20 protein-coding genes are annotated in these 17,825 nt (G+C 64.3%); 7 read left to right on the top strand and 13 right to left on the bottom strand.

Going from position 1 to position 17,825, the window contains the following annotated elements; all coding sequences use genetic code 11:
• Window positions 1-154 precede the first annotated feature (154 nt).
• The 5 genes from LDZ24_RS04755 (at window position 155) to LDZ24_RS04775 (ending at window position 3,895) form a co-directional block, all read left to right on the top strand.
• The gene (locus LDZ24_RS04755; RefSeq protein WP_371747391.1) at window positions 155-700 is read left to right on the top strand and encodes an iron transporter; all 546 of its coding nucleotides are present in this window, start codon (window positions 155-157) and stop codon (window positions 698-700) included.
• 79 nt (window positions 701-779) lie between these two features.
• Window positions 780-1,109 (top strand): cupredoxin domain-containing protein, encoded by a 330-nt coding sequence (locus LDZ24_RS04760; protein WP_248321869.1) that lies wholly within the window; start codon window positions 780-782, stop codon window positions 1,107-1,109.
• A gap of 72 nt (window positions 1,110-1,181) precedes the next feature.
• Window positions 1,182-2,033, top strand: coding sequence for an FTR1 family protein (locus tag LDZ24_RS04765; protein WP_248321871.1), 852 nt, complete (start codon window positions 1,182-1,184; stop codon window positions 2,031-2,033).
• 71 nt (window positions 2,034-2,104) lie between these two features.
• Complete coding sequence (locus LDZ24_RS04770; RefSeq protein WP_248322277.1) at window positions 2,105-3,457, top strand: 4Fe-4S binding protein; 1,353 nt, start codon at window positions 2,105-2,107, stop codon at window positions 3,455-3,457.
• Between the two features lie 24 nt (window positions 3,458-3,481).
• Entirely contained in the window at window positions 3,482-3,895 is a 414-nt protein-coding gene (locus tag LDZ24_RS04775; protein WP_248321873.1) for a heme-binding protein, read from the top strand.
• A 232-nt stretch (window positions 3,896-4,127) separates the two neighbouring features.
• Here the strand turns inward: LDZ24_RS04775 and LDZ24_RS04780 are convergent, their stop codons facing one another.
• The 4 genes from LDZ24_RS04780 to LDZ24_RS04795 form a co-directional block, all read right to left on the bottom strand.
• Window positions 4,128-4,373 (bottom strand): hemin uptake protein HemP, encoded by a 246-nt coding sequence (locus tag LDZ24_RS04780; protein WP_248321874.1) that lies wholly within the window; start codon window positions 4,371-4,373, stop codon window positions 4,128-4,130.
• Window positions 4,374-4,505: 132 nt separating this feature from the next.
• Window positions 4,506-4,994 carry an SRPBCC family protein gene (locus LDZ24_RS04785; RefSeq protein ID WP_244848375.1) on the bottom strand — a complete coding sequence of 163 codons (489 nt, stop codon included), beginning with the start codon at window positions 4,992-4,994 and terminating at the stop codon, window positions 4,506-4,508.
• A 33-nt stretch (window positions 4,995-5,027) separates the two neighbouring features.
• The gene (locus LDZ24_RS04790; RefSeq protein WP_248321875.1) at window positions 5,028-5,435 is read right to left on the bottom strand and encodes an OsmC family protein; all 408 of its coding nucleotides are present in this window, start codon (window positions 5,433-5,435) and stop codon (window positions 5,028-5,030) included.
• Window positions 5,436-5,584: 149 nt separating this feature from the next.
• Window positions 5,585-6,451: a pirin family protein gene (locus tag LDZ24_RS04795; RefSeq protein ID WP_248321877.1), complete on the bottom strand. Its 867-nt coding sequence runs from the start codon at window positions 6,449-6,451 to the stop codon at window positions 5,585-5,587.
• Between the two features lie 167 nt (window positions 6,452-6,618).
• Between LDZ24_RS04795 and LDZ24_RS04800 the strand changes: the two genes are divergently transcribed.
• On the top strand, window positions 6,619-7,581 hold the full coding sequence (locus LDZ24_RS04800; protein ID WP_248321878.1) for a LysR family transcriptional regulator: 963 nt from the start codon (window positions 6,619-6,621) through the stop codon (window positions 7,579-7,581).
• Window positions 7,582-7,903: 322 nt separating this feature from the next.
• Here the strand turns inward: LDZ24_RS04800 and LDZ24_RS04805 are convergent, their stop codons facing one another.
• The 9 genes from LDZ24_RS04805 to LDZ24_RS04845 form a co-directional block, all read right to left on the bottom strand.
• A complete protein-coding gene (locus LDZ24_RS04805) occupies window positions 7,904-8,326 on the bottom strand; it encodes a biopolymer transporter ExbD (RefSeq protein WP_248321880.1) in 423 nt (140 codons plus the stop codon).
• Window positions 8,327-8,338: 12 nt separating this feature from the next.
• The gene (locus tag LDZ24_RS04810) at window positions 8,339-9,085 is read right to left on the bottom strand and encodes a MotA/TolQ/ExbB proton channel family protein (protein WP_248321881.1); all 747 of its coding nucleotides are present in this window, start codon (window positions 9,083-9,085) and stop codon (window positions 8,339-8,341) included.
• A 28-nt stretch (window positions 9,086-9,113) separates the two neighbouring features.
• A complete protein-coding gene (locus LDZ24_RS04815; RefSeq protein WP_248321883.1) occupies window positions 9,114-9,881 on the bottom strand; it encodes an energy transducer TonB in 768 nt (255 codons plus the stop codon).
• Between the two features lie 249 nt (window positions 9,882-10,130).
• Window positions 10,131-10,355 carry a bacterioferritin-associated ferredoxin gene (locus tag LDZ24_RS04820; protein WP_244848381.1) on the bottom strand — a complete coding sequence of 75 codons (225 nt, stop codon included), beginning with the start codon at window positions 10,353-10,355 and terminating at the stop codon, window positions 10,131-10,133.
• A 193-nt stretch (window positions 10,356-10,548) separates the two neighbouring features.
• Window positions 10,549-11,403: a glutamate racemase gene (gene murI / locus LDZ24_RS04825; RefSeq protein ID WP_248321884.1), complete on the bottom strand. Its 855-nt coding sequence runs from the start codon at window positions 11,401-11,403 to the stop codon at window positions 10,549-10,551.
• 13 nt (window positions 11,404-11,416) lie between these two features.
• Window positions 11,417-11,890, bottom strand: coding sequence for a bacterioferritin (gene bfr / locus LDZ24_RS04830; RefSeq protein ID WP_175940014.1), 474 nt, complete (start codon window positions 11,888-11,890; stop codon window positions 11,417-11,419).
• A gap of 211 nt (window positions 11,891-12,101) precedes the next feature.
• The gene (locus LDZ24_RS04835) at window positions 12,102-13,625 is read right to left on the bottom strand and encodes a fumarate hydratase (protein WP_248321886.1); all 1,524 of its coding nucleotides are present in this window, start codon (window positions 13,623-13,625) and stop codon (window positions 12,102-12,104) included.
• A 47-nt stretch (window positions 13,626-13,672) separates the two neighbouring features.
• On the bottom strand, window positions 13,673-14,242 hold the full coding sequence (locus LDZ24_RS04840) for a TIGR00645 family protein (RefSeq protein WP_371747408.1): 570 nt from the start codon (window positions 14,240-14,242) through the stop codon (window positions 13,673-13,675).
• 229 nt (window positions 14,243-14,471) lie between these two features.
• Complete coding sequence (locus tag LDZ24_RS04845) at window positions 14,472-15,389, bottom strand: DMT family transporter (protein WP_248321889.1); 918 nt, start codon at window positions 15,387-15,389, stop codon at window positions 14,472-14,474.
• Window positions 15,390-15,772: 383 nt separating this feature from the next.
• On the opposite strand from LDZ24_RS04845, the gene acs reads away from it, so the two are divergent.
• Window positions 15,773-17,755, top strand: a complete 1,983-nt coding sequence (gene acs, locus LDZ24_RS04850) for an acetate--CoA ligase (protein ID WP_248321891.1) — start codon at window positions 15,773-15,775, stop codon at window positions 17,753-17,755.
• Window positions 17,756-17,825 lie beyond the last annotated feature (70 nt).

Here is a 17,825-nt window from a genome sequence, read left to right on the forward strand (position 1 = left end):
CGATGCTAAACTGACAAACATTGAGAATGGTTCGCATTAACGTTACGCCGCAGCCCGGCCGGGCACGGAAAAACGGCGATGCAGCCGTCTCGTGGCATGGCAGCGCGAAGCAACGCCGCACGCGCCGACCGATAACAAGAAAGGAGTGTGTTTGATGGTTTCAACGTTGACGCGCGGCCTCGTCGCCGCCGCTGGTCTCACGGCGATGATGGCGGCCTCGGCTGCCGAATATCCGATCGGCAAGCAGCACATCGAAGGCGGCATGGAAACGGGGGCCGTCTATCTCCAGCCGATCACGATGGCGCCGGAAGGCATGATGCGCAAGGCGTCGGATTCGGACATCCATCTGGAAGCCGACATCCACGCGGTGAAGAACAATCCGACCGGTTTCGCGGAAGGCGACTGGATGCCGTACCTGAACGTCACGTACGAACTGAGCAAGGTCGGCACGACGCAGACGATCAAGGGCGACCTGATGCCGATGGTCGCGAGCGACGGCCCGCACTACGGCGACAACGTCAAGCTGTTCGGGCCGGGCAAGTATCACCTGAAGCTGCATGTCTCGCCGCCGTCGGAGACGGGCCACATGGCGTTCGGCCGTCACACCGACAAGGAAACGGGCGTCGGCGCGTGGTTCAAGCCCTTCACGGTGGAGTACGACTTCCCGTTCGCGGGCATCGGCAAGAAGGGCGGATATTAAGCAGGTTTGAGCAGTTCGCTCGCTTTGCGCGCGCGGCGTGTCGCATGCAGGCGGGCGCGTGCATCTTCGGGAAGAAAGAATGAACTCGAAAATTCAGGCAGTGGCGCTCGCGTTGTCCGTGCTGGCCGGCACGGCGGGCGCGGCCGATCTGCCGACGTTCAAGCTGGAAATGAACGACGGCAAGCTGAACCCGGCGCGCATCGAGGTGCCGGCGGGACAGCGCATCAAGATCGAAGTGCATAACGTGGGCAAGGGCGCGGCCGAGTTCGAAAGCGTGCAGCTGCGTAAAGAGAAAGTGCTGGCGCCGGGCGCGGATTCGTTCGTGGTGATCGCGCCGCTGGATCCGGGCGAGTACAAGTTCTTCGACGATTTTCATCAGACGGCGCAAGGCGTGATCGTCGCGAAGTGATGATTGAGCCGCGCGGCGCTTCAGCATAGGCATCGCGCGGCCGACACAGCAGAACGGGCAGGGAGTTTCGATATGGGGCAGGTACTTTTCATCGTGTGGCGGGAAAGCGTCGAGGCGCTTCTCGTCGTCGGCATTCTGTACGCGTGGCTCAAGAACGGCGATCATCAGGCGCGTCGCGGCCTGCCTTATCTGTGGTTCGGCGTCGTGGCGGGATTGCTCGCGGCGGTCGGCCTCGGGGCAGCGTTGATCGGCTTCACCGAAGTCCTCTCCGGCAATGCTCAAGACTACTTTCAGACGGCGATGGTCCTCGTCGCGTGCGTGCTGATCGTGCAGATGGTGCTGTGGATGAAGCGCCACGGCCGCACGTTGAAACGCGACATGGAAACGTCGCTGCAAAAGACCACGCAGGACGGCCACTGGTGGGGCATCGCACTGCTCGTCGCGCTCGCCATCGCGCGTGAAGGCAGCGAAACCGCCGTGTTCCTGTACGGCGTCGGCTTCGGGCAAACCGGGCACGTCGCGGCTTCGCAGTATGCGGCCATCATCATCGGATTCGGGCTCGCGCTCCTCACCTTCTACGTGCTTCAGCTCGGCGGCAAGGTGTTCTCGTGGCGCGCATTCTTCCGCGTGACCGAAATCATGCTGCTGTTCCTCGCCGCGGGTCTCTTCGAAACGGGCATCGACAAGCTGATCGACATGGAAGTGCTGCCCGTCATCGTCAATCAGATGTGGAACACGTCGGCGATCCTCGACGACTCCGGCACCTTCGGCTCGCTCGTCGCGACGCTCACGGGGTATCGCGCGCATCCGGCGGGCATGAACATCGTCGCGTATGCGGTGTACTGGATCGTCATCTATCTCCTGTTGCGCCGCTCGAATAGCCAGATGGCGCAGAAACAGAAGGCGGCCGGACGCCCGGCATGAGCTCCTCGATGCAACAAAGCGTGCAACCCGATACGCAAGCCAAGAGCCGGCTGCAGCAAGCCGGCCACTGGATGCAACGGCACGGCAGCGTGATCCGCGCAATTCAGTGGCTCGTCGTTGCCGTGTATGCGTTTCTGATCATCGTTCCGGCTGTGCTTCCGCTGCCCGACGGCTCCGCGCATCTCTGGAACAACCTGACGCTTGCGGCGCAGTTCGTGTTCTGGGGCATCTGGTGGCCGTTCGTGCTGCTGTCGATGGTCATGCTCGGCCGCGTGTGGTGCGGCGTGCTGTGTCCGGAAGGCGCGTTGACCGAGTTCGCGAGCCGCTTCGGCCGCGGGCGCGCGATTCCGCACTGGATGCGCTGGGGCGGCTGGCCGTTCGTCGCGTTCGGACTCACGACCATCTACGGCCAGATGGTCAGCGTCTATCAATATCCGAAGGCCGTGCTGCTCGTGCTCGGCGGCTCGACGGTCGCGGCGATCATCATCGGCCTGCTGTACGGCCGCGAGAAGCGCGTGTGGTGCAAGTATCTGTGCCCGGTCAACGGCGTGTTCTCGCTGCTCGCGCGTCTTGCCCCGTTTCACTACAAGGTCAGCGAAGACGCGTGGCGCCGCTCGTACAAGCAGGGCGAACACGGGCATCGCGTCATTCCGATCAACTGCGCGCCGCTCGTGCCGCTGCGCAATATGAAGGGTGCCGCGGACTGCCACATGTGCGGCCGTTGCAGCGGCCATCGCGATGCGATCGCGCTGACGTGGCGCTCGCCCGCCGAGGAAGTCGTGAAGCTCGGCGACAAGGCGGCCAATCCGTGGGACACGGCGCTCATTCTCTACGGCCTGCTCGGCATTGCCATCGGCGCGTTCCATTGGACGGTGAGCACGTGGTTCGTCGATTTGAAGCAGTTTCTCGCGGGCTGGCTGATCGATCACAACATCCTGTGGCCGCTCGACACCAACGCGCCGTGGTTCCTGTTCACGCATTATCCGGATCAGAACGACGTCTTCTCGTGGCTCGACGGCACGATGGTCATCGGCTACATCCTCGCGACGGCGCTCGTCTACGGCACGACGTTGCTCGCGCTCATCGCATTGGGCGCGCGCATGCTCGGGAAGCTGAACGCGACGCGGGTTCATCATCTGACGCTCGCGCTGATTCCGATCGCGGGCGTCGGCGTGTTCCTCGGTCTCTCAGCGACAACGGTTTCGCTTCTGCGCGCCGAGCACGTGCCGCTGTGGTGGGTCGCGGACCTGCGGCTCGCGCTGCTGGCCATCGCGAATGTGTGGAGCGCGTGGCTCGCGTGGCGCGTGACCGGGCGCTATGCGTCGACGCCTGGTCCCCGGCTGCTTTCGATGATATGGTTGATCGCGGCGCTGGCCGTGGTTGACAGCGCCTGGTACCTGATGTTCTGGGGCTTTTCCCGATAACGCCAGCACGCGAGGGCGCGCCAAGTGAGAACCAAACCCGCACTGACCGACGATGACGTGTTAGCCATGGCCGCCGCCGCCGAGGCGCACGCGAAGCATCACAACTGGAACGTGACCATCGCCATCGTCGATGACGGCGGGCATCTGCTGCATCTGCATCGGCTGGAAGGAGCGGGCGCGAGCACGGTGGACATGGCGACGGGCAAGGCGCGCACGGCCGTGCTCGGCCGCCGCGAGACGAAGGTCTACGAAGACACCATCAAGCAGGGGCGCACGGCGTTCCTCTCCGCGCCGATGACGGCGATGCTCGAAGGCGGCGTGCCGATTTTCGTCGGCACGGATATCGTCGGGGCGGTCGGCGTGTCGGGCGTGAAGTCAGATCAGGACGCGCAGATCGCGCGCGCGGGTATCGCGGCGTTGGGGATCGAGAACGTCTGAATTCACGGCTGATCGCAGATAGAAAAACGGCGCGCTCTCGCGAGAGATCGCGCCGTTTGTTCGAGCGTTCGCGTGCGGCAAAAAAACGGCTTCGCTGGCTACCGACGACTGGCTGGTGTTTGCACGAAGGGGTCTAAATTCTCGCGTGCAAGTCGTCCTTGCTGGCTAAGGCCAAACACCTCTTGGCGAGGTGGTCCCCACAATACCCGGTACGTCCTGCTGTTCTTCCGCGCTACTTCGTCAGGATGAGCTTGCCCAGACGCGTCGCGCGCAATTGATACGTTTCCCCGTTATGCACGATGGCGACATGGCTGCGGCCTTGCAGCAGCGCGTCGCTGCGCAGCGACCGTTCGCCATTGGCATCGTTCGCCGAGACGCGCTCCGTGGCTTCTGCGGCAGCCTTCGGGCGGGTGATGGCCGCGTCGCGAGCAAGCGGGCGGCGCAGCCTGAGCGTGGTGGATCGCGGCGTGTCGGTCATGTTCGTGTGTCGGTCGGAAAGTGCTGTCGTTGATTCGTTGGACCGATAGTAAATGATAACTATTCCTATTTGCAACTAAGGCTTTCCGATGAAAACGCGGCTTCCGATAGCCGCGCTTCATCCCTTCTCGCGTCAGTGCAGCGGACTCTCGCCCGTGCGCCCGTGCGCGTACTGACGAATGAGCCGCACCGTATCGATATCCGACTCGCGATACGCCGATTTCACGATCTCCTGCGTCTGCCGTTCGTCGGGCGTCGAGTTCTCGCTCTCGGGCAGCGTCGTGCTGTAGGTGAAGCGCAGGAAAAGCTGCATGGCGTCCGGCTGTTCGATAGCCATCGTGAGCGAGCCGCCGACGTGCTCGGCAGTCGGCAGGATGTCGTAGCGCACGCTGTTGTGCGGATCGAGCGTCACGCGGTCCCGCACCACGGCCTGACCGTAGTGCAGCTCGCGCTCCATCACATCGCCTTCGCGGAAGAGGATCGCGCAGCTATCGAGGCCCAGCACGAAAAGCTGCGGTTGCTCCGCGCGCAGCACGAGGCCTTCCCACAGTTGCTCGCGCGTCAGCGAGTCGACGAGCGGGTTCGTCGGATCGTTGATCTGGATCAGGTGTTCGAAATTCAAGACGACGTTTCCTTGGACGTTCGTGACGCCCGGTCACACGGGTTCGGCGGGAACGAGCCCCGAGTCGATGCGAATGGCACCGGCGAGAACCTTGTGCATCGGGCAGGCATTGGCAATTTGCAAGAGACGTTCCCGTTGCGTTTCGTCGAGCGGGCCGTCCAGCGAGATGCGGCGGACGATCACGGTGCCGTCCGCCGTGGTGTTCATCGACAGCTCGACGCGCAGCGACGTGAGCGGCCAGCCCTTGCGCTTCGCGTACATGCGCAGCGTGATGGATGTGCATGCGCCGAGGCTCGACAGAAGGAGCGACGAAGGCTGCGGCGCCGAATCCGCGCCGCCAAGACTGGCCGGCTCGTCGGCGAACCACGTATGCGTGCCGTCTTCGAGGCGGGTTTCGTAATCGGCGCTGCCGATGGTGGCGGTCACGACAGGAGCGGACATGCGCGTTTCCTCGGATTTATCGATGACGAACGGACAGCGTGACGACAGACGAGCGCGAAAAAACGGCGCCGGCCGAGCGGTCATTGTGACGCAATGTACCCGTTCTTGCCGCGCCGTCGCGCATTATTTCAACGCTACGATACGCCCGCTCAGTGCGCGATCGCGCCCATGCGGCCCGCCTGAAAGTCGATCACGGCCTGGCGAATCTCGTCTTCCGTGTTCATCACGAACGGGCCATAGCGCACGACCGGCTCCTTCAGCGGCACGCCGCCGAACAGCAGCACTTCGGCGGGCTCGTCTCCTGCGGCGAGCGTGATCGTATCCGCATCGTCGCGGAAGATGATCATCTGCTGCGCGCGCACCGGCTGGCGCTGCGGACCGTAGAGCGCGGTGCCCGAGAGGCTGTACGCGAACACGCGAAAATCGCGCGGCACGCGATGCTCGATGGTCGCGCCCGGTTGCAGCGAGAAGTGCTGGTACAGGATGGGCGTGCGCGTTTCGATCGCGGCCTTCACGCCGAGCGCTTCGCCCGCGATCACCTTCACGCGCACCTTGCCGTCCTCGCTCGTCGCCACCGGAATGCGCTCGGACGGGATCTCCTGATAATGCGGCGCGATCATCTTGTCGCGTTTCGGCAGGTTCACCCATAGTTGCAGGCCGTGCACGCGGCCGCCGCGCTGCGCGAACGCCTCGCCCGGCATTTCGCTATGCACGACGCCCGCGCCGGCGGTCATCCATTGCACGTCGCCCGGACGCAGCGTGCCGGAATGCCCGGCCGAATCCTTGTGGCCGAACTCGCCTTCGAGCATGTACGTCACCGTTTCGAAGCCGCGATGCGGGTGATCCGGCGCGCCTTTCGCCTCGCCGGGCGCGTAGTCGACCGGGCCCATCTCGTCGAGCAACAGGAACGGATCGAAGTCCATCAGAAGGCGCGTCGGAAACGGGCGATGCACGACGAATCCGCCGCCTTCGACGGTGCGCATGGCGGGAATGATGCTCGAAATGGTGCGGCTCATGATGTTTTGCCTCGCTTCGCCATTAGGGGAATAGCGATAAATGTGAAACACGAAGCTATTATATGAGCCGTATTTGTGGGTAAAAGACGCCGCAGCGCAATGGATTGTCCTGCTGCGATAAACAAACCGGCCTCGCGCCGGCGACAACAGCCAGAGCCGCACACGCCATGACATCCGATTCGCACGATCTCAACGATCTGATGTACTTCTCGCACGTCGTCGAACACGGCGGCTTTTCCGCGGCCGAGCGCGTGCTGGGCATTTCGAAGTCGCGGCTCTCGCGGCGCGTGTCGGAACTGGAGGCGTCGCTCGGCGTGCGGCTCTTGCAGCGTTCCACGCGCAAGCTCGCGCTGACCGAAGCAGGACAACTGTTCTACCAGCACTGCCAGGCGATGCTCGCCGAGGCGCAGGCCGCCGTCAATGTCGTGCAGAGCCTGCGCGATTCGCCGCGCGGCACCGTGCGCGTGAGCGTGCCCGTGACCATCGCGCAGACGTTCCTCGCGGCTGTCATGCCCGACTTCATGCATCGCTACCCGGAAGTGCGCGTCGTGTTGCGCGTGACGAACCGCGTCGTGGATCTCTTCGAGGACGCCATCGACGTCGCGCTGCGCGTGCGCTCCGAGCCGCCCGCGAGCTCGAACGTCGTTGCGCGGCCGCTGTGGCGCACGCAGCAGATGCTGGTTGCCGCGCCCTCGCTGCTCAAGCCCAACGCGCCGCCGATGAGCGTCGCGGAGCTCGCGCAATACGACACGCTTGACATGCCATCGGCGGACGGGCGGCACGTGTATCGCCTCATCGCGCCCGACGGCACGCGTCACGAGTTCGAGCACGAACCGCGGCTCGTGACGGCCGACCTCTCGATGATTCGCGAAGCCGTCATGCGCGGCGTCGGCATCGCGGCGTTGCCCGAGATGATGTACGGCGCGCCGCTCCGAAGCGGGCAGCTCTCGCCCGTGATGCCCGGCTGGACGTTTCCGACGCCGCAGCTCTACGCCGTGTTCCTGTCGCGGCAGGGCATGGTCCCGGCTATTCGCGCGTTCGTCGATTTTCTCGTCGAATGCATCGACGACGGCAAGCGCTTTCCCGGCGAATGTCCGGTCATCGAGCCAGCCGAGCAGGAGGCGGTTTAGCATCGCTTCAGACATTGAAGCACGCGTTTGCGATGCAGAGATTCAATCGCGCGGAATCTTGTACGGCAAAATCGGCGGCGTTATATTGAGGTCTCTTTCGCTAAGGAGCTTCTTATGCGAAAACTGACGGCTACTCTTATAGTTAGCCTGATAGGGCTGATCGCGCTGTCCGTGTCGACCACGGCTGCCGCATGTGACGGTTCTGGCGGCTCAGGGTATTCGAGCCCGAAGTAACCGTCTCGCCCGAATGCGCCGAGTGCGCAAGAAAAAAGGCCTTCATCCGACGATGAAGGCCTTTTGCTTTTTGTGCGTTGTCGGCCGCTTACTTGGCGCTCTTCGGCTGCGTCACGAAACCGATCTTCGACAAGCCGCCCGCCTGCGCGGCGGACATCACATCGGCGACGCGCTCATACGGCACCTTGCGATCGGCGCGCAAGTGCAATTCGGGCTGCGGCGTCTCTTTCGACGCCTGCGCAATGCGCGCGTCGAGCGCTGCGTCGTCGATCTTCTGGTCGTTCCAGAGAATCGTGCCGTCGGCTTGAATCGCCACGTCCACATGCGCGGGCTTTTCGTCCTGCGGCTGGCTGCTCGCGTGCGGCAAGTCGATCTTCACCGCGTGGTGCATCGCGGGGATAGTCACCAAAAAAATGATGAGGAGAACGAGCATGACGTCGACGAGCGGCGTCATGTTGATTTCGCTCATCATGCCGTCGTCTTCGTCGCCGGCGAATGGGCTCATGGCCATGCGAACCTCCGCTTAGCTCGCGCGCGTCGCAAGACGCAGGCTGTCGGATTGCGCGGTCGTCGCGCGCTTGGTCGACGACAGCTTCGAGCCGGTGACGAAGAACGCGTGCAGGCCGTGCGCGAAGCGGTTCAGCTTGGTCACGATGCTCTTGTTCGCGCGGGTGAGGGCGTTGTAGCCGAGCACCGCCGGAATCGCGACGAAGAGGCCGAACGCGGTCATGATGAGCGATTCGCCGACCGGGCCGGCGACCTGATCGATCGACGTCTGCCCCGTCGCGCCGATGGTCAGGAGGGCGTGATAAATCCCCCACACCGTGCCGAACAGTCCGACGAACGGCGACGTGCTGCCGATCGACGCCAGCACCGCGAGCCCCGCCTGCATGCGGCCGACGCTTTCGTCCATCACGTCCTTCAGGCAGCGCGTGATCCAGTCGGAGACATCCATGCGGTCGTGCAGATGCGGCTGCGTCTGGTGATGATGGTCCGCCGCTTCCTGGCCGGCGAGCGCGAGCGCGAGGAACGGGTTGTCCGCCGCGCTCGACGACTGCGCGCCCAGCTTCTGGATGCCGTCGTTGAAATCGTCCGAGTGCCAGAACGCCTGCTCCGCGTTCTTCGTCAAGCGCTTGAGCCGCACGACGTTCGACGCCTTCACGACGATCACCGTCCAGGAGAGCACCGACATGATGACGAGCGCGAGCGCGATGCCGCGCGTCACGAAATCGCCCTGCGCCCAGACGTGCGCAATTCCGTAGTTTTGCATTGCTGTTTCCTTGTTTCGAAAAAACCGGTCAGTCGTTCAGGCTGAAGACGAACGGGACGGTGGCCGTGGCGCGGATCGCCTCGCCGTTCTCCTTGTAGGGCGTGCACGCGCTGGAACGAACGGCGTCGAGCGCGGCGTCGTCGAGGCGCGAGGAGCCGCTGCTTTTTTGCAGCGTCACGTTTTCGATCTTGCCCGACAGGCCGACGGTCAGCTTGACCAGCGCCGTACCCGTCTCACCGCGGCGGCGCGACATGGCAGGATAGTCCGGCTGCGCGATATTGCACGACAGGCGCGCGACGTTCTTCGGCGCGGCGAGGTCCATCGTCGGCTTTCCGATGGCGGGCGCGGCGGGCGCGGCCGGCGCCGGTGCGGCCGGCGCGGGGGCGGGCGGCGGCGGAGCGGGAGGCGCCGGCGGCGTGGGCTCGGCCGCGGGCGCCGCAATCGGCGAGGGCGCTGGCGTGACCGGCATCGGCGCGGGCTTCGGCTCGGCCTTGGGCTTGATCTTCGGCTGCGGCTTCGGCTGCGGCTGCGGAACGGGTTTGGGCGGCTGGGGCGTCGGCGGGGACTGGACGGCAACCGGCTGGGGCGCGGGCTGCGGGGTCTCGCTAATCAGCTGCGCGGTGATCGCCTTGGCTTCGACGGGGCGCGGCGGCGCTTCATGCCGCATCGTCAGCGCGACGCCGAGGAGCGCCGCATGAATCCCAAGCACCAGTGCGCACGCGGCGACCAAGCGAGGATTGATGCGCGCTGACGGCGCAAGCGAGAAGTCGGCAGAAGACGTGGTGGGGGACTGCATTCTTAGGCGTTATTCGAGAGTCTGCTTGCCTGACGGCTCCTGACACTGACATCCCGAACATAAGCTGCCCCCGGAAACGAAGGGCAAAGTCATCGACGAAATATCAGCAGCGAAATGAACAGCGTAGCCACGAAACCGATCAGCAATTCCATCGTTCTCTCCGGCGCGGGACCGAACGGCTTGCAGAAGGTACTCCGGTTGACTACCGGCGCGGCGCGACCGAATGGCGCGACGGGTGACGCAAATGCCTCAGGCCGCCTGGCGTTCGTAGAACGTGACCGGGGCGGCCTGCACGCCGCAATGGGAGGCGCAGACGCCGCTTTGCGCCATCACATCGCGCACGCTCTCTTCGCACTTCCCGCAGCACATGGCGACGCCGAGTTCGAACTGGAGTTCGTCGAACGTATCGACGCCCTCCGCGATGGCGGCGCGAATCTTTCTGTCGGACACTGACTTGCAGACACAGACGATCATGATGGTTCGCGATAGCTTCCGTTAATGCGAATTATTATCATTCAGTGCCGCGTGCTTGGCAAGCGAGAGGCGGGGTTTTTTGTAACAGGATGCGGGACTTGGGCGGTTCGCCCGCCAGAGCCTTGCCCGGCGGGGCAAAGCAGCGGCCGCGCGCGTCAGGGCGAAGCAGCAACCCTGCGCGCGCTGTGGAGATTTAGACTGTCGGAATATCGACGTGCCGCACATTCGCCTGAATCTGCAGCAACGAGGCGGCGAGTTGCCGCTGCGGTTCACCGTCGGCGGTGGAGTAGAAACGCGGGGTCGTTGCGACCGACGCATCGGCGTTGCGAAGTCCGCTCGCGTCGAGCAGGCGTTCGAGTTGCCGCGCGACCGCGACGCTCGTATCGACGATATGCAGCCGCTCGCCCGCGATCTCGCGAATGGCGCGGTCGAGAAAAGGGTAGTGCGTGCAGCCGAGCACGAGGGTGTCGGCGCCCGCGTCGAGCATCGGTTTAAGATAGCTTTCGAGCAGCGCCATGAGTTCAGGCGATGACGTGTCGCACCGTTCCACCGCCTGCACCAGCCCGTGCCCCGGCTGGCAGATGAAGCGGCAATTGCCGGCATAGCGGTCAAGAAGCGACTGAAAGCGCGCGCTTCGCAGCGTCGCCTGCGTGGCCAGCACGCCGACCACGCCGGTTTTCGACACCGCCGCGGCCGGCTTCACGCCGGGCTCGACGCCGACGAGCGGAATCGCCAGCCGCTCGCGCACGTGCGCGATGGATTGCGCGGTCGCCGTGTTGCATGCGACCACGAGCGCCTTCACGCCCTGGCCGACGAGCCATTCGCCGATGGCCGTGGTGCGCCCGGTGATGAACGCGTCGTCCCGCTCGCCGTAGGGCGCGTGCAGCGAATCCGCCACGTAGATCAGCCGCTCGTGCGGCAGCAGCGCGCGCACCGCGCGCAACACGGACAGACCGCCCAGACCGGAATCGAAGATGCCGACGGGTGCGTGTGCGCCAGCCGGCGCGCGCGCGTTCGTGGCGAGGGAGGATGCGACGACAGCGGACATCGGTTGAGACGGCTTATTGCTCGCCCATCATGCTCTGCTGATAGTTCTGGATGCCGACCTTGTCGATCAGATCCAGTTGCGTTTCCAGCCAGTCGATGTGCTCTTCGGTGTCGTTCAGAATCTTGTCGAAGATATCGCGTGAAACGTAGTCGCGCACGGACTCGCAGTACGCAATGGCTTCCTTGCAGGTGGACTGCGAAATCTGTTCGAGCTTCAGATCGCACTCGATGATTTCCTTGGTCTCTTCGCCGATCAGGAGCTTGTGCAGGTCCTGCAGGTTCGGCAAGCCGTCGAGCATGAACACGCGCTGGATCAGCCAGTCGGCGTGCTTCATCTCGCCGATGGACTCGTCGTATTCGTGCTTGTTCAGTTGCTCGAGGCCCCAGTGCTTGTACATCCGGGCGTGAAGGAAGTATTGATTGATCGCGGTCAGCTCGTTCTTCAACTGCGCGTTCAGATATTCGATGACTTTCGCGTCGCCTTTCATAGGTGTCCTTGTGCCGGGCGTGTGAGCATGGGGGAAAGATAAACCTTGTGACTGGGGCCTGCCAAGGTTGAGAGGGAATTTTTTGTCGCGGCCGACATGGAGAATGGAACGCTCTATCGGCGAATGCGGCTTGCAAAGAAAAGCCGGGCGCGCGGCCCGGCTTTCCGACCGCGCCGTGCAGGTCGTGCGCGATGCGGTCCGCGTTTCATGCTTACGCCGTCGCGACCGGAATCTTGCCGATCTTCGCCTGCCATTCGGCGGGGCCGGTCTTGTGGACCGACGTTCCGTTCGAATCGACCGCGACCGTGACCGGCATGTCCTTCACGTCGAACTCGTAGATGGCTTCCATGCCGAGGTCTTCGAACGCGAGCACCTTCGCCTCGCGGATCGCCTTCGACACGAGATACGCCGCGCCGCCGACCGCCATCAGATACGCGGCCTTGTGCTTCTTGATCGCCTCGATGGCGACCGGACCGCGCTCGGCCTTGCCGATCATCGAGATGAGGCCGGTCTGGGCGAGCATCGTTTCCGTGAACTTGTCCATGCGCGTGGCCGTCGTCGGGCCTGCCGGGCCAACCGCTTCGTCGCGCACCGGATCGACCGGGCCAACGTAATAGATCACGCGGTTTGTGAAATCGACCGGCAGCTTTTCGCCCTTCGCGAGCATGTCGGCGATGCGCTTGTGCGCGGCGTCGCGGCCCGTCAGCATCTTGCCCGACAGCAAGAGCGTCTGGCCCGGCTTCCACGACGCGACTTCTTCGGGCGTCAGCGTGTTGAGGTCGACGCGCTTGCTCGTCTCCGTGTTCGGCTGCCACGAGACCTTCGGCCATGCGTCGAGCGGCGGGGCGTCGAGCTTGGCTGCGCCCGAGCCGTCGAGCGTGAAGTGCGCGTGGCGGGTCGCCGCGCAGTTCGGGATGATCGCGACGGGCTTGCTCGCCGCGTGCGTCGGCGCGGCCATGATCTTGACGTCGAGCACGGTCGACAAGCCGCCGAGACCCTGCGCGCCGATACCGAGCGCGTTGACCTTCTCATGCAGTTCGACGCGCAGTTCTTCGATCCAGTCCTGCGGACCGCGCGCGATGATGTCCTGAATGTCGATGGGGTCCATCAGCGATTCCTTCGCCATCACCATCGCCTTTTCGGCCGTGCCGCCGATGCCGATGCCGAGCATGCCCGGCGGGCACCAGCCGGCGCCCATCGTCGGCACGGTCTTGAGCACCCAGTCGACGATCGAATCCGACGGATTGAGCATCGCGAACTTCGACTTGTTCTCCGAGCCGCCGCCCTTCGCCGCGACCTGCACGTCGACCTTGTCGCCCGGCACGATCTCGTAGTGGATCACGGCCGGCGTGTTGTCCTTCGTGTTCTTGCGCGCGCCTTCGGGCGGGCTCACGATCGACGCGCGCAGCACGTTGTCCGGATTCAGATAGCCGCGGCGCACGCCTTCGTTGATCATGTCGGTGACCGACATCGTCGCGCCGTCCCAACGCACGTCCATGCCCACCTTCACGAACACCGTGACGATGCCCGTGTCCTGACAGATCGGGCGCTTGCCTTCGGCGCACATGCGGCTGTTGGTCAGGATCTGCGCGATGGCGTCCTTCGCGGCGGGGCTTTGCTCCAGCTCATAGGCGCGGCCGAGCGCCTGAATATAGTCGAGCGGATGGTAGTAGCTGATGTACTGCAGAGAATCGGCGATGCTCTGGATCAGGTCTTCTTGCTTGATGACGGTCATGGCTTGGGCTCTGGGGACGAAAGACTGCGTGCGTTCTCTTCGACGCTCTATTCGACTGCGCTGCGGGCTGTCGCGCTTCGGGGCGACGCGTTGATGTTCGTTGGCGCGACGCTGTGAAAATGCCGCGGATGCGTATGCGTGGTCAACCGGTCGACATAGGCCATGACGAGCGCGGACACGAGAAACGCCACGTGAATCACGACTTGCCACAGCACCGTATGGAACGTGTGCTGATCCGGATTGATGAACGTCTTCAGCAGATGAATCGACGAGATGCTGATGAGCGCCATCGAGAGCTTCACTTTCAGCACGCCCGCGTTGACGTGATCGAGCCACTCGGGTTCGTCGGGATGGCCTTCCACGCCGAGACGCGACACGAACGTTTCGTATCCGCCGACGATCACCATGATGAGCAGGTTCGAGATCATCACCACGTCGATCAGGCCGAGCACGACCAGCATGACGTTGGTTTCGTCGAGCGTCATCGCGTGCGTGACGAGGTGCCAGACTTCCTTCAGGAACAGGACGACGTAGACGCCCTGCGCGACGATGAGCCCGAGATAGAGCGGCACCTGAAGCCAGCGGCTCATGAAGATGAATCTGGGCAGCGCCTTCATCGGGCCGGGACGAGCGGGCGAGTCGGGGAAGTGCTTCTGAGCGGACATGGGCGGCGTGTCGGTCGGGCGGCGGAGATCGAAGTGCTGGGAACGTGAAACGGGCGGTTCGTGGCCCGTCCGGGAAAGCCCGGTATTGTAGCGTGTCGCCGCCCGAGCCTGCCGGAACGCAGCGGCAAGCACTGTTGTGCCAATCGGATGGAATGCGCGCCTACGTGCCACCAACGTGCCGCTACACGCCGCTTTCGCGGCTCCCACGCTCGTCACGCGCCACGGGCGCGCGGCGCTTCAGGCTCGCGAGGACGATGCCCGCCATCACGCACGCGAGCGCCACGCCGTGCGCGAGCGTCGGCCGTTCCCCGAGGAAAGCAATGCCGTAGAACGCCGCGGCGATCGGCAGGACGGCCGAGAAGACACCCGCGAGGCTCCCGGCGACGTGTCGGATGCCTTTCATCCAGAGCCAGAAGGAGAAGACGCTCGCCGAAAGCGCATACCATCCGACGAGCGCCCACGTGATTCCGTCGACGCCGCGCCAGTCGAACGCGAGCGCGGTCGGCAGGCCGAGCGGCAACATCAGCAGAAAGCCTAAGCCGTGCGTGTACGCGCAGATGTCGATGGCGGGCAGCGTCTGCGTCAGCCGCCGCGACAGGATCACGTACAGCGATTCGCAGCAGACCGCGCCGACCACCATCAGATTGCCCGCGAGCGAGCCGCCGCTGTGATCGCCGCCGCCGCTCTGGGCGACGTTGATCACGACGACGCCCACGACCGCCAGCGCGATGGAAGCGAACGCTCGTCCGCCCGGCTTCTCCCTGAGAAAGAGCCACGCGAACAGCGCGACGACAGCGGGCATGGTGCTTGTGATGACGCCCGCCGCGACTGCGCTCGTGCGCGCGACGCCGTTGAGCATCAGCAGCGTGAAGCCGAACGTGCCGAAGAGCGCCTGCAAGAAGAGGTTGATCCACTCGGCGCGCGCCACGCGCTTCATCTTCGACGGACGCAACAGCGGCCACAGCACCGCCAGCGCGATGACGAAGCGCAGTAGCGCGAAGAGCGGCACCGGCACCGACGCGACGATCGACTTGCCGATGCCGACATTACTTCCGACGAGCAGCATCGACGCGATGAGATAGAGGGCGTAGCGATTCAAGCTGTGATTTCGGCGTCGAGCGCACGACAAGCGCGCGGCGAGTTCAGTTAGGATTGTGGGGACGCATTGTAGAAGCCGCGCCGACTCCGTGTATACCCCGTGCCGCAGCCGTCGGCCGCGTAAGAAGCGGGTAAGTTGCGCGGCATATCTTGATCTTCATGCAGGCTGCAATGAGTCGGCAAGCGCGTTTCGCAAACGAAGCGCGCTGGCAAGGTTGCAAGGGGCCGGCAATCCGCGAGACGGCGGAGCCGGTCGACAGGAGACAGGGTTCGGCGAGAACGCCCGTGCGCGTGACGCTTTCGAACCTCAATAACATGCGGCGTGCCCGCCTTAAGCGTCGAGCGCGCCGCCGGCTTTTGGAATCACCATCGGAGGGGTTGTCGATGTCTGCGATCGAATCGGTTCTTCAGGAAAAACGTGTGTTTCCGCCGTCAGCCAAGGCTTCGTCCGGCGCGGCGATTTCGGGCATGGACGCGTACAAGGCGCTCGTCGCCGAAGCGGAGCGCGACTACGAAGGCTTCTGGGCGCGGCTCGCGCGCGAGACGCTCGCGTGGCACAAGCCGTTCTCGAACGTGCTCGACGAAAGCAACGCGCCGTTCTATACGTGGTTCGCGGATGGCGAGCTAAACGCATCGTATAACTGCCTCGACCGGCACGTCGAAGCGGGGCGCGGCAACGAGAACGCAATCATCTTCGAAGCCGACGACGGCACCGTGACCAACGTCACGTATCAGGACCTGCTCGAACGCGTGTGCCGCCTCGCCAACGCGCTCAAGAAGCGCGGCGTGAAGAAGGGCGACCGCGTCGTGATCTATCTGCCGATGTCGGTCGAAGGCGTCGTCGCCATGCAGGCGTGCGCGCGCATCGGCGCGACGCATTCGGTGGTGTTCGGCGGCTTCTCGTCGAAGTCGCTGAACGAGCGGCTCGTCGATGTCGGCGCGGTCGCTCTCATCACCGCCGACGAGCAGATGCGCGGCGGCAAGGCGCTGCCGCTCAAGAGCATCGCCGACGAAGCGCTTGCAGCGGGCGGCTGCGACGCGGTGAAGGACGTCATCGTGTATCGGCGCACGGGCGGCAAGATCGCGTGGAACGAAGGGCGCGACGTGTGGCTGCACGAGATCGTCGAGAACGAAGCGGCGCAGTGCGAGCCCGAATGGGTCAGCGCGGAGCATCCGCTTTTCATCCTTTACACGTCGGGTTCGACTGGCAAGCCGAAGGGAGTGCAGCACAGCACTGCGGGCATTCTGCTGTGGGCCGCGCAGACGATGAAGTGGACCTTCGACATGAAGCCCGGCGACATCTTCTGGTGCACCGCCGACATCGGCTGGATCACGGGACACAGCTATATCGCGTACGGGCCGCTCGCGATCGGCGCGACGCAAATCATGTTCGAAGGCGTGCCGACGTATCCGAACGCGGGCCGCTTCTGGGACATGATCCAGCGCCACAAGGTCACCATCTTCTATACTGCGCCGACGGCCATCCGCTCGCTCATCAAGGCGTCGGAAGCGGACGCGAAGGTGCATCCGAAGAGCTACGACCTGTCGACGCTGCGCATTCTCGGCACGGTCGGCGAGCCGATCAATCCGGAAGCGTGGATGTGGTACCACGAGAACGTCGGCGGCGGGCAGTGTCCGATTGTCGATACATGGTGGCAGACGGAGACCGGCGGCCACATGATTACGCCGCTGCCGGGCGCGACGCCGCTCGTGCCGGGATCGTGCACGCTGCCGCTGCCGGGCATCATGGCCGCGATCGTCGATGAAACCGGCCAGGACGTGCCGAACGGGCAGGGCGGCATTCTGGTCGTGAAGCGCCCGTGGCCGTCGATGCTGCGCAACGTCTGGGGCGATCCGAACCGCTACAAGACGAGCTACTTCCCCGAAGAACTCGGCGGCAAGCTGTATCTCGCCGGCGATGGCGCGGTCCGCGACAAGGAGACCGGCTACTTCACGATCATGGGCCGCATCGACGACGTACTCAACGTGTCCGGTCATCGTCTCGGCACGATGGAGATCGAGTCGGCGCTGGTCGCGAATCCGATGGTCGCGGAAGCGGCCGTGGTCGGTCGTCCCGACGACACGACGGGCGAAGCGGTCGTAGCTTTCGTCGTGCTCAAGCGCGCGCGTCCGGAAGGCGATGAAGCGAAGCAGGTCGCCAACGACTTGCGCGCGTGGGTCGCGAAGGAGATCGGGCCGATCGCGAAGCCGAAGGACATCCGCTTCGGCGAGAACCTGCCGAAGACGCGCTCGGGCAAGATCATGCGGCGTCTCTTGCGCTCGCTCGCGAAGGGCGAGGAGATCACGCAGGACGTGTCCACGCTGGAGAATCCCGCGATTCTCGATCAACTGGGCGAAGCACGCTGAGCCTGCCGCAAGCGACCGCCGCCCGATAAGCGGCGGTCGATCCCGATTGCCGATGCCACGCGGTTTTGGT

The sequence above is a fragment of the Caballeronia sp. Sq4a genome (genome assembly GCF_023170545.1).
Classification (GTDB): domain Bacteria; phylum Pseudomonadota; class Gammaproteobacteria; order Burkholderiales; family Burkholderiaceae; genus Caballeronia.

Coding starts and splice junctions, on each gene's coding strand:
- LDZ24_RS04755 (WP_371747391.1), top strand. CDS start 155: ATGGTTTCAACGTTGACGCGCGGCCTCGTCGCCGCCGCTGGTCTCACG.
- LDZ24_RS04835 (WP_248321886.1), bottom strand. CDS start 13,625: ATGACCGTCATCAAGCAAGAAGACCTGATCCAGAGCATCGCCGATTCT.
- LDZ24_RS04840 (WP_371747408.1), bottom strand. CDS start 14,242: ATGAAGGCGCTGCCCAGATTCATCTTCATGAGCCGCTGGCTTCAGGTG.
- acs (WP_248321891.1), top strand. CDS start 15,773: ATGTCTGCGATCGAATCGGTTCTTCAGGAAAAACGTGTGTTTCCGCCG.
- LDZ24_RS04765 (WP_248321871.1), top strand. CDS start 1,182: ATGGGGCAGGTACTTTTCATCGTGTGGCGGGAAAGCGTCGAGGCGCTT.
- bfr (WP_175940014.1), bottom strand. CDS start 11,890: ATGAAAGGCGACGCGAAAGTCATCGAATATCTGAACGCGCAGTTGAAG.
- LDZ24_RS04790 (WP_248321875.1), bottom strand. CDS start 5,435: ATGTCCGCTCCTGTCGTGACCGCCACCATCGGCAGCGCCGATTACGAA.
- LDZ24_RS04810 (WP_248321881.1), bottom strand. CDS start 9,085: ATGCAAAACTACGGAATTGCGCACGTCTGGGCGCAGGGCGATTTCGTG.
- LDZ24_RS04800 (WP_248321878.1), top strand. CDS start 6,619: ATGACATCCGATTCGCACGATCTCAACGATCTGATGTACTTCTCGCAC.
- LDZ24_RS04770 (WP_248322277.1), top strand. CDS start 2,105: ATGCAACGGCACGGCAGCGTGATCCGCGCAATTCAGTGGCTCGTCGTT.
- LDZ24_RS04780 (WP_248321874.1), bottom strand. CDS start 4,373: ATGACCGACACGCCGCGATCCACCACGCTCAGGCTGCGCCGCCCGCTT.
- LDZ24_RS04805 (WP_248321880.1), bottom strand. CDS start 8,326: ATGGCCATGAGCCCATTCGCCGGCGACGAAGACGACGGCATGATGAGC.
- murI (WP_248321884.1), bottom strand. CDS start 11,403: ATGTCCGCTGTCGTCGCATCCTCCCTCGCCACGAACGCGCGCGCGCCG.
- LDZ24_RS04820 (WP_244848381.1), bottom strand. CDS start 10,355: ATGATCGTCTGTGTCTGCAAGTCAGTGTCCGACAGAAAGATTCGCGCC.
- LDZ24_RS04815 (WP_248321883.1), bottom strand. CDS start 9,881: ATGCAGTCCCCCACCACGTCTTCTGCCGACTTCTCGCTTGCGCCGTCA.
- LDZ24_RS04795 (WP_248321877.1), bottom strand. CDS start 6,451: ATGAGCCGCACCATTTCGAGCATCATTCCCGCCATGCGCACCGTCGAA.
- LDZ24_RS04760 (WP_248321869.1), top strand. CDS start 780: ATGAACTCGAAAATTCAGGCAGTGGCGCTCGCGTTGTCCGTGCTGGCC.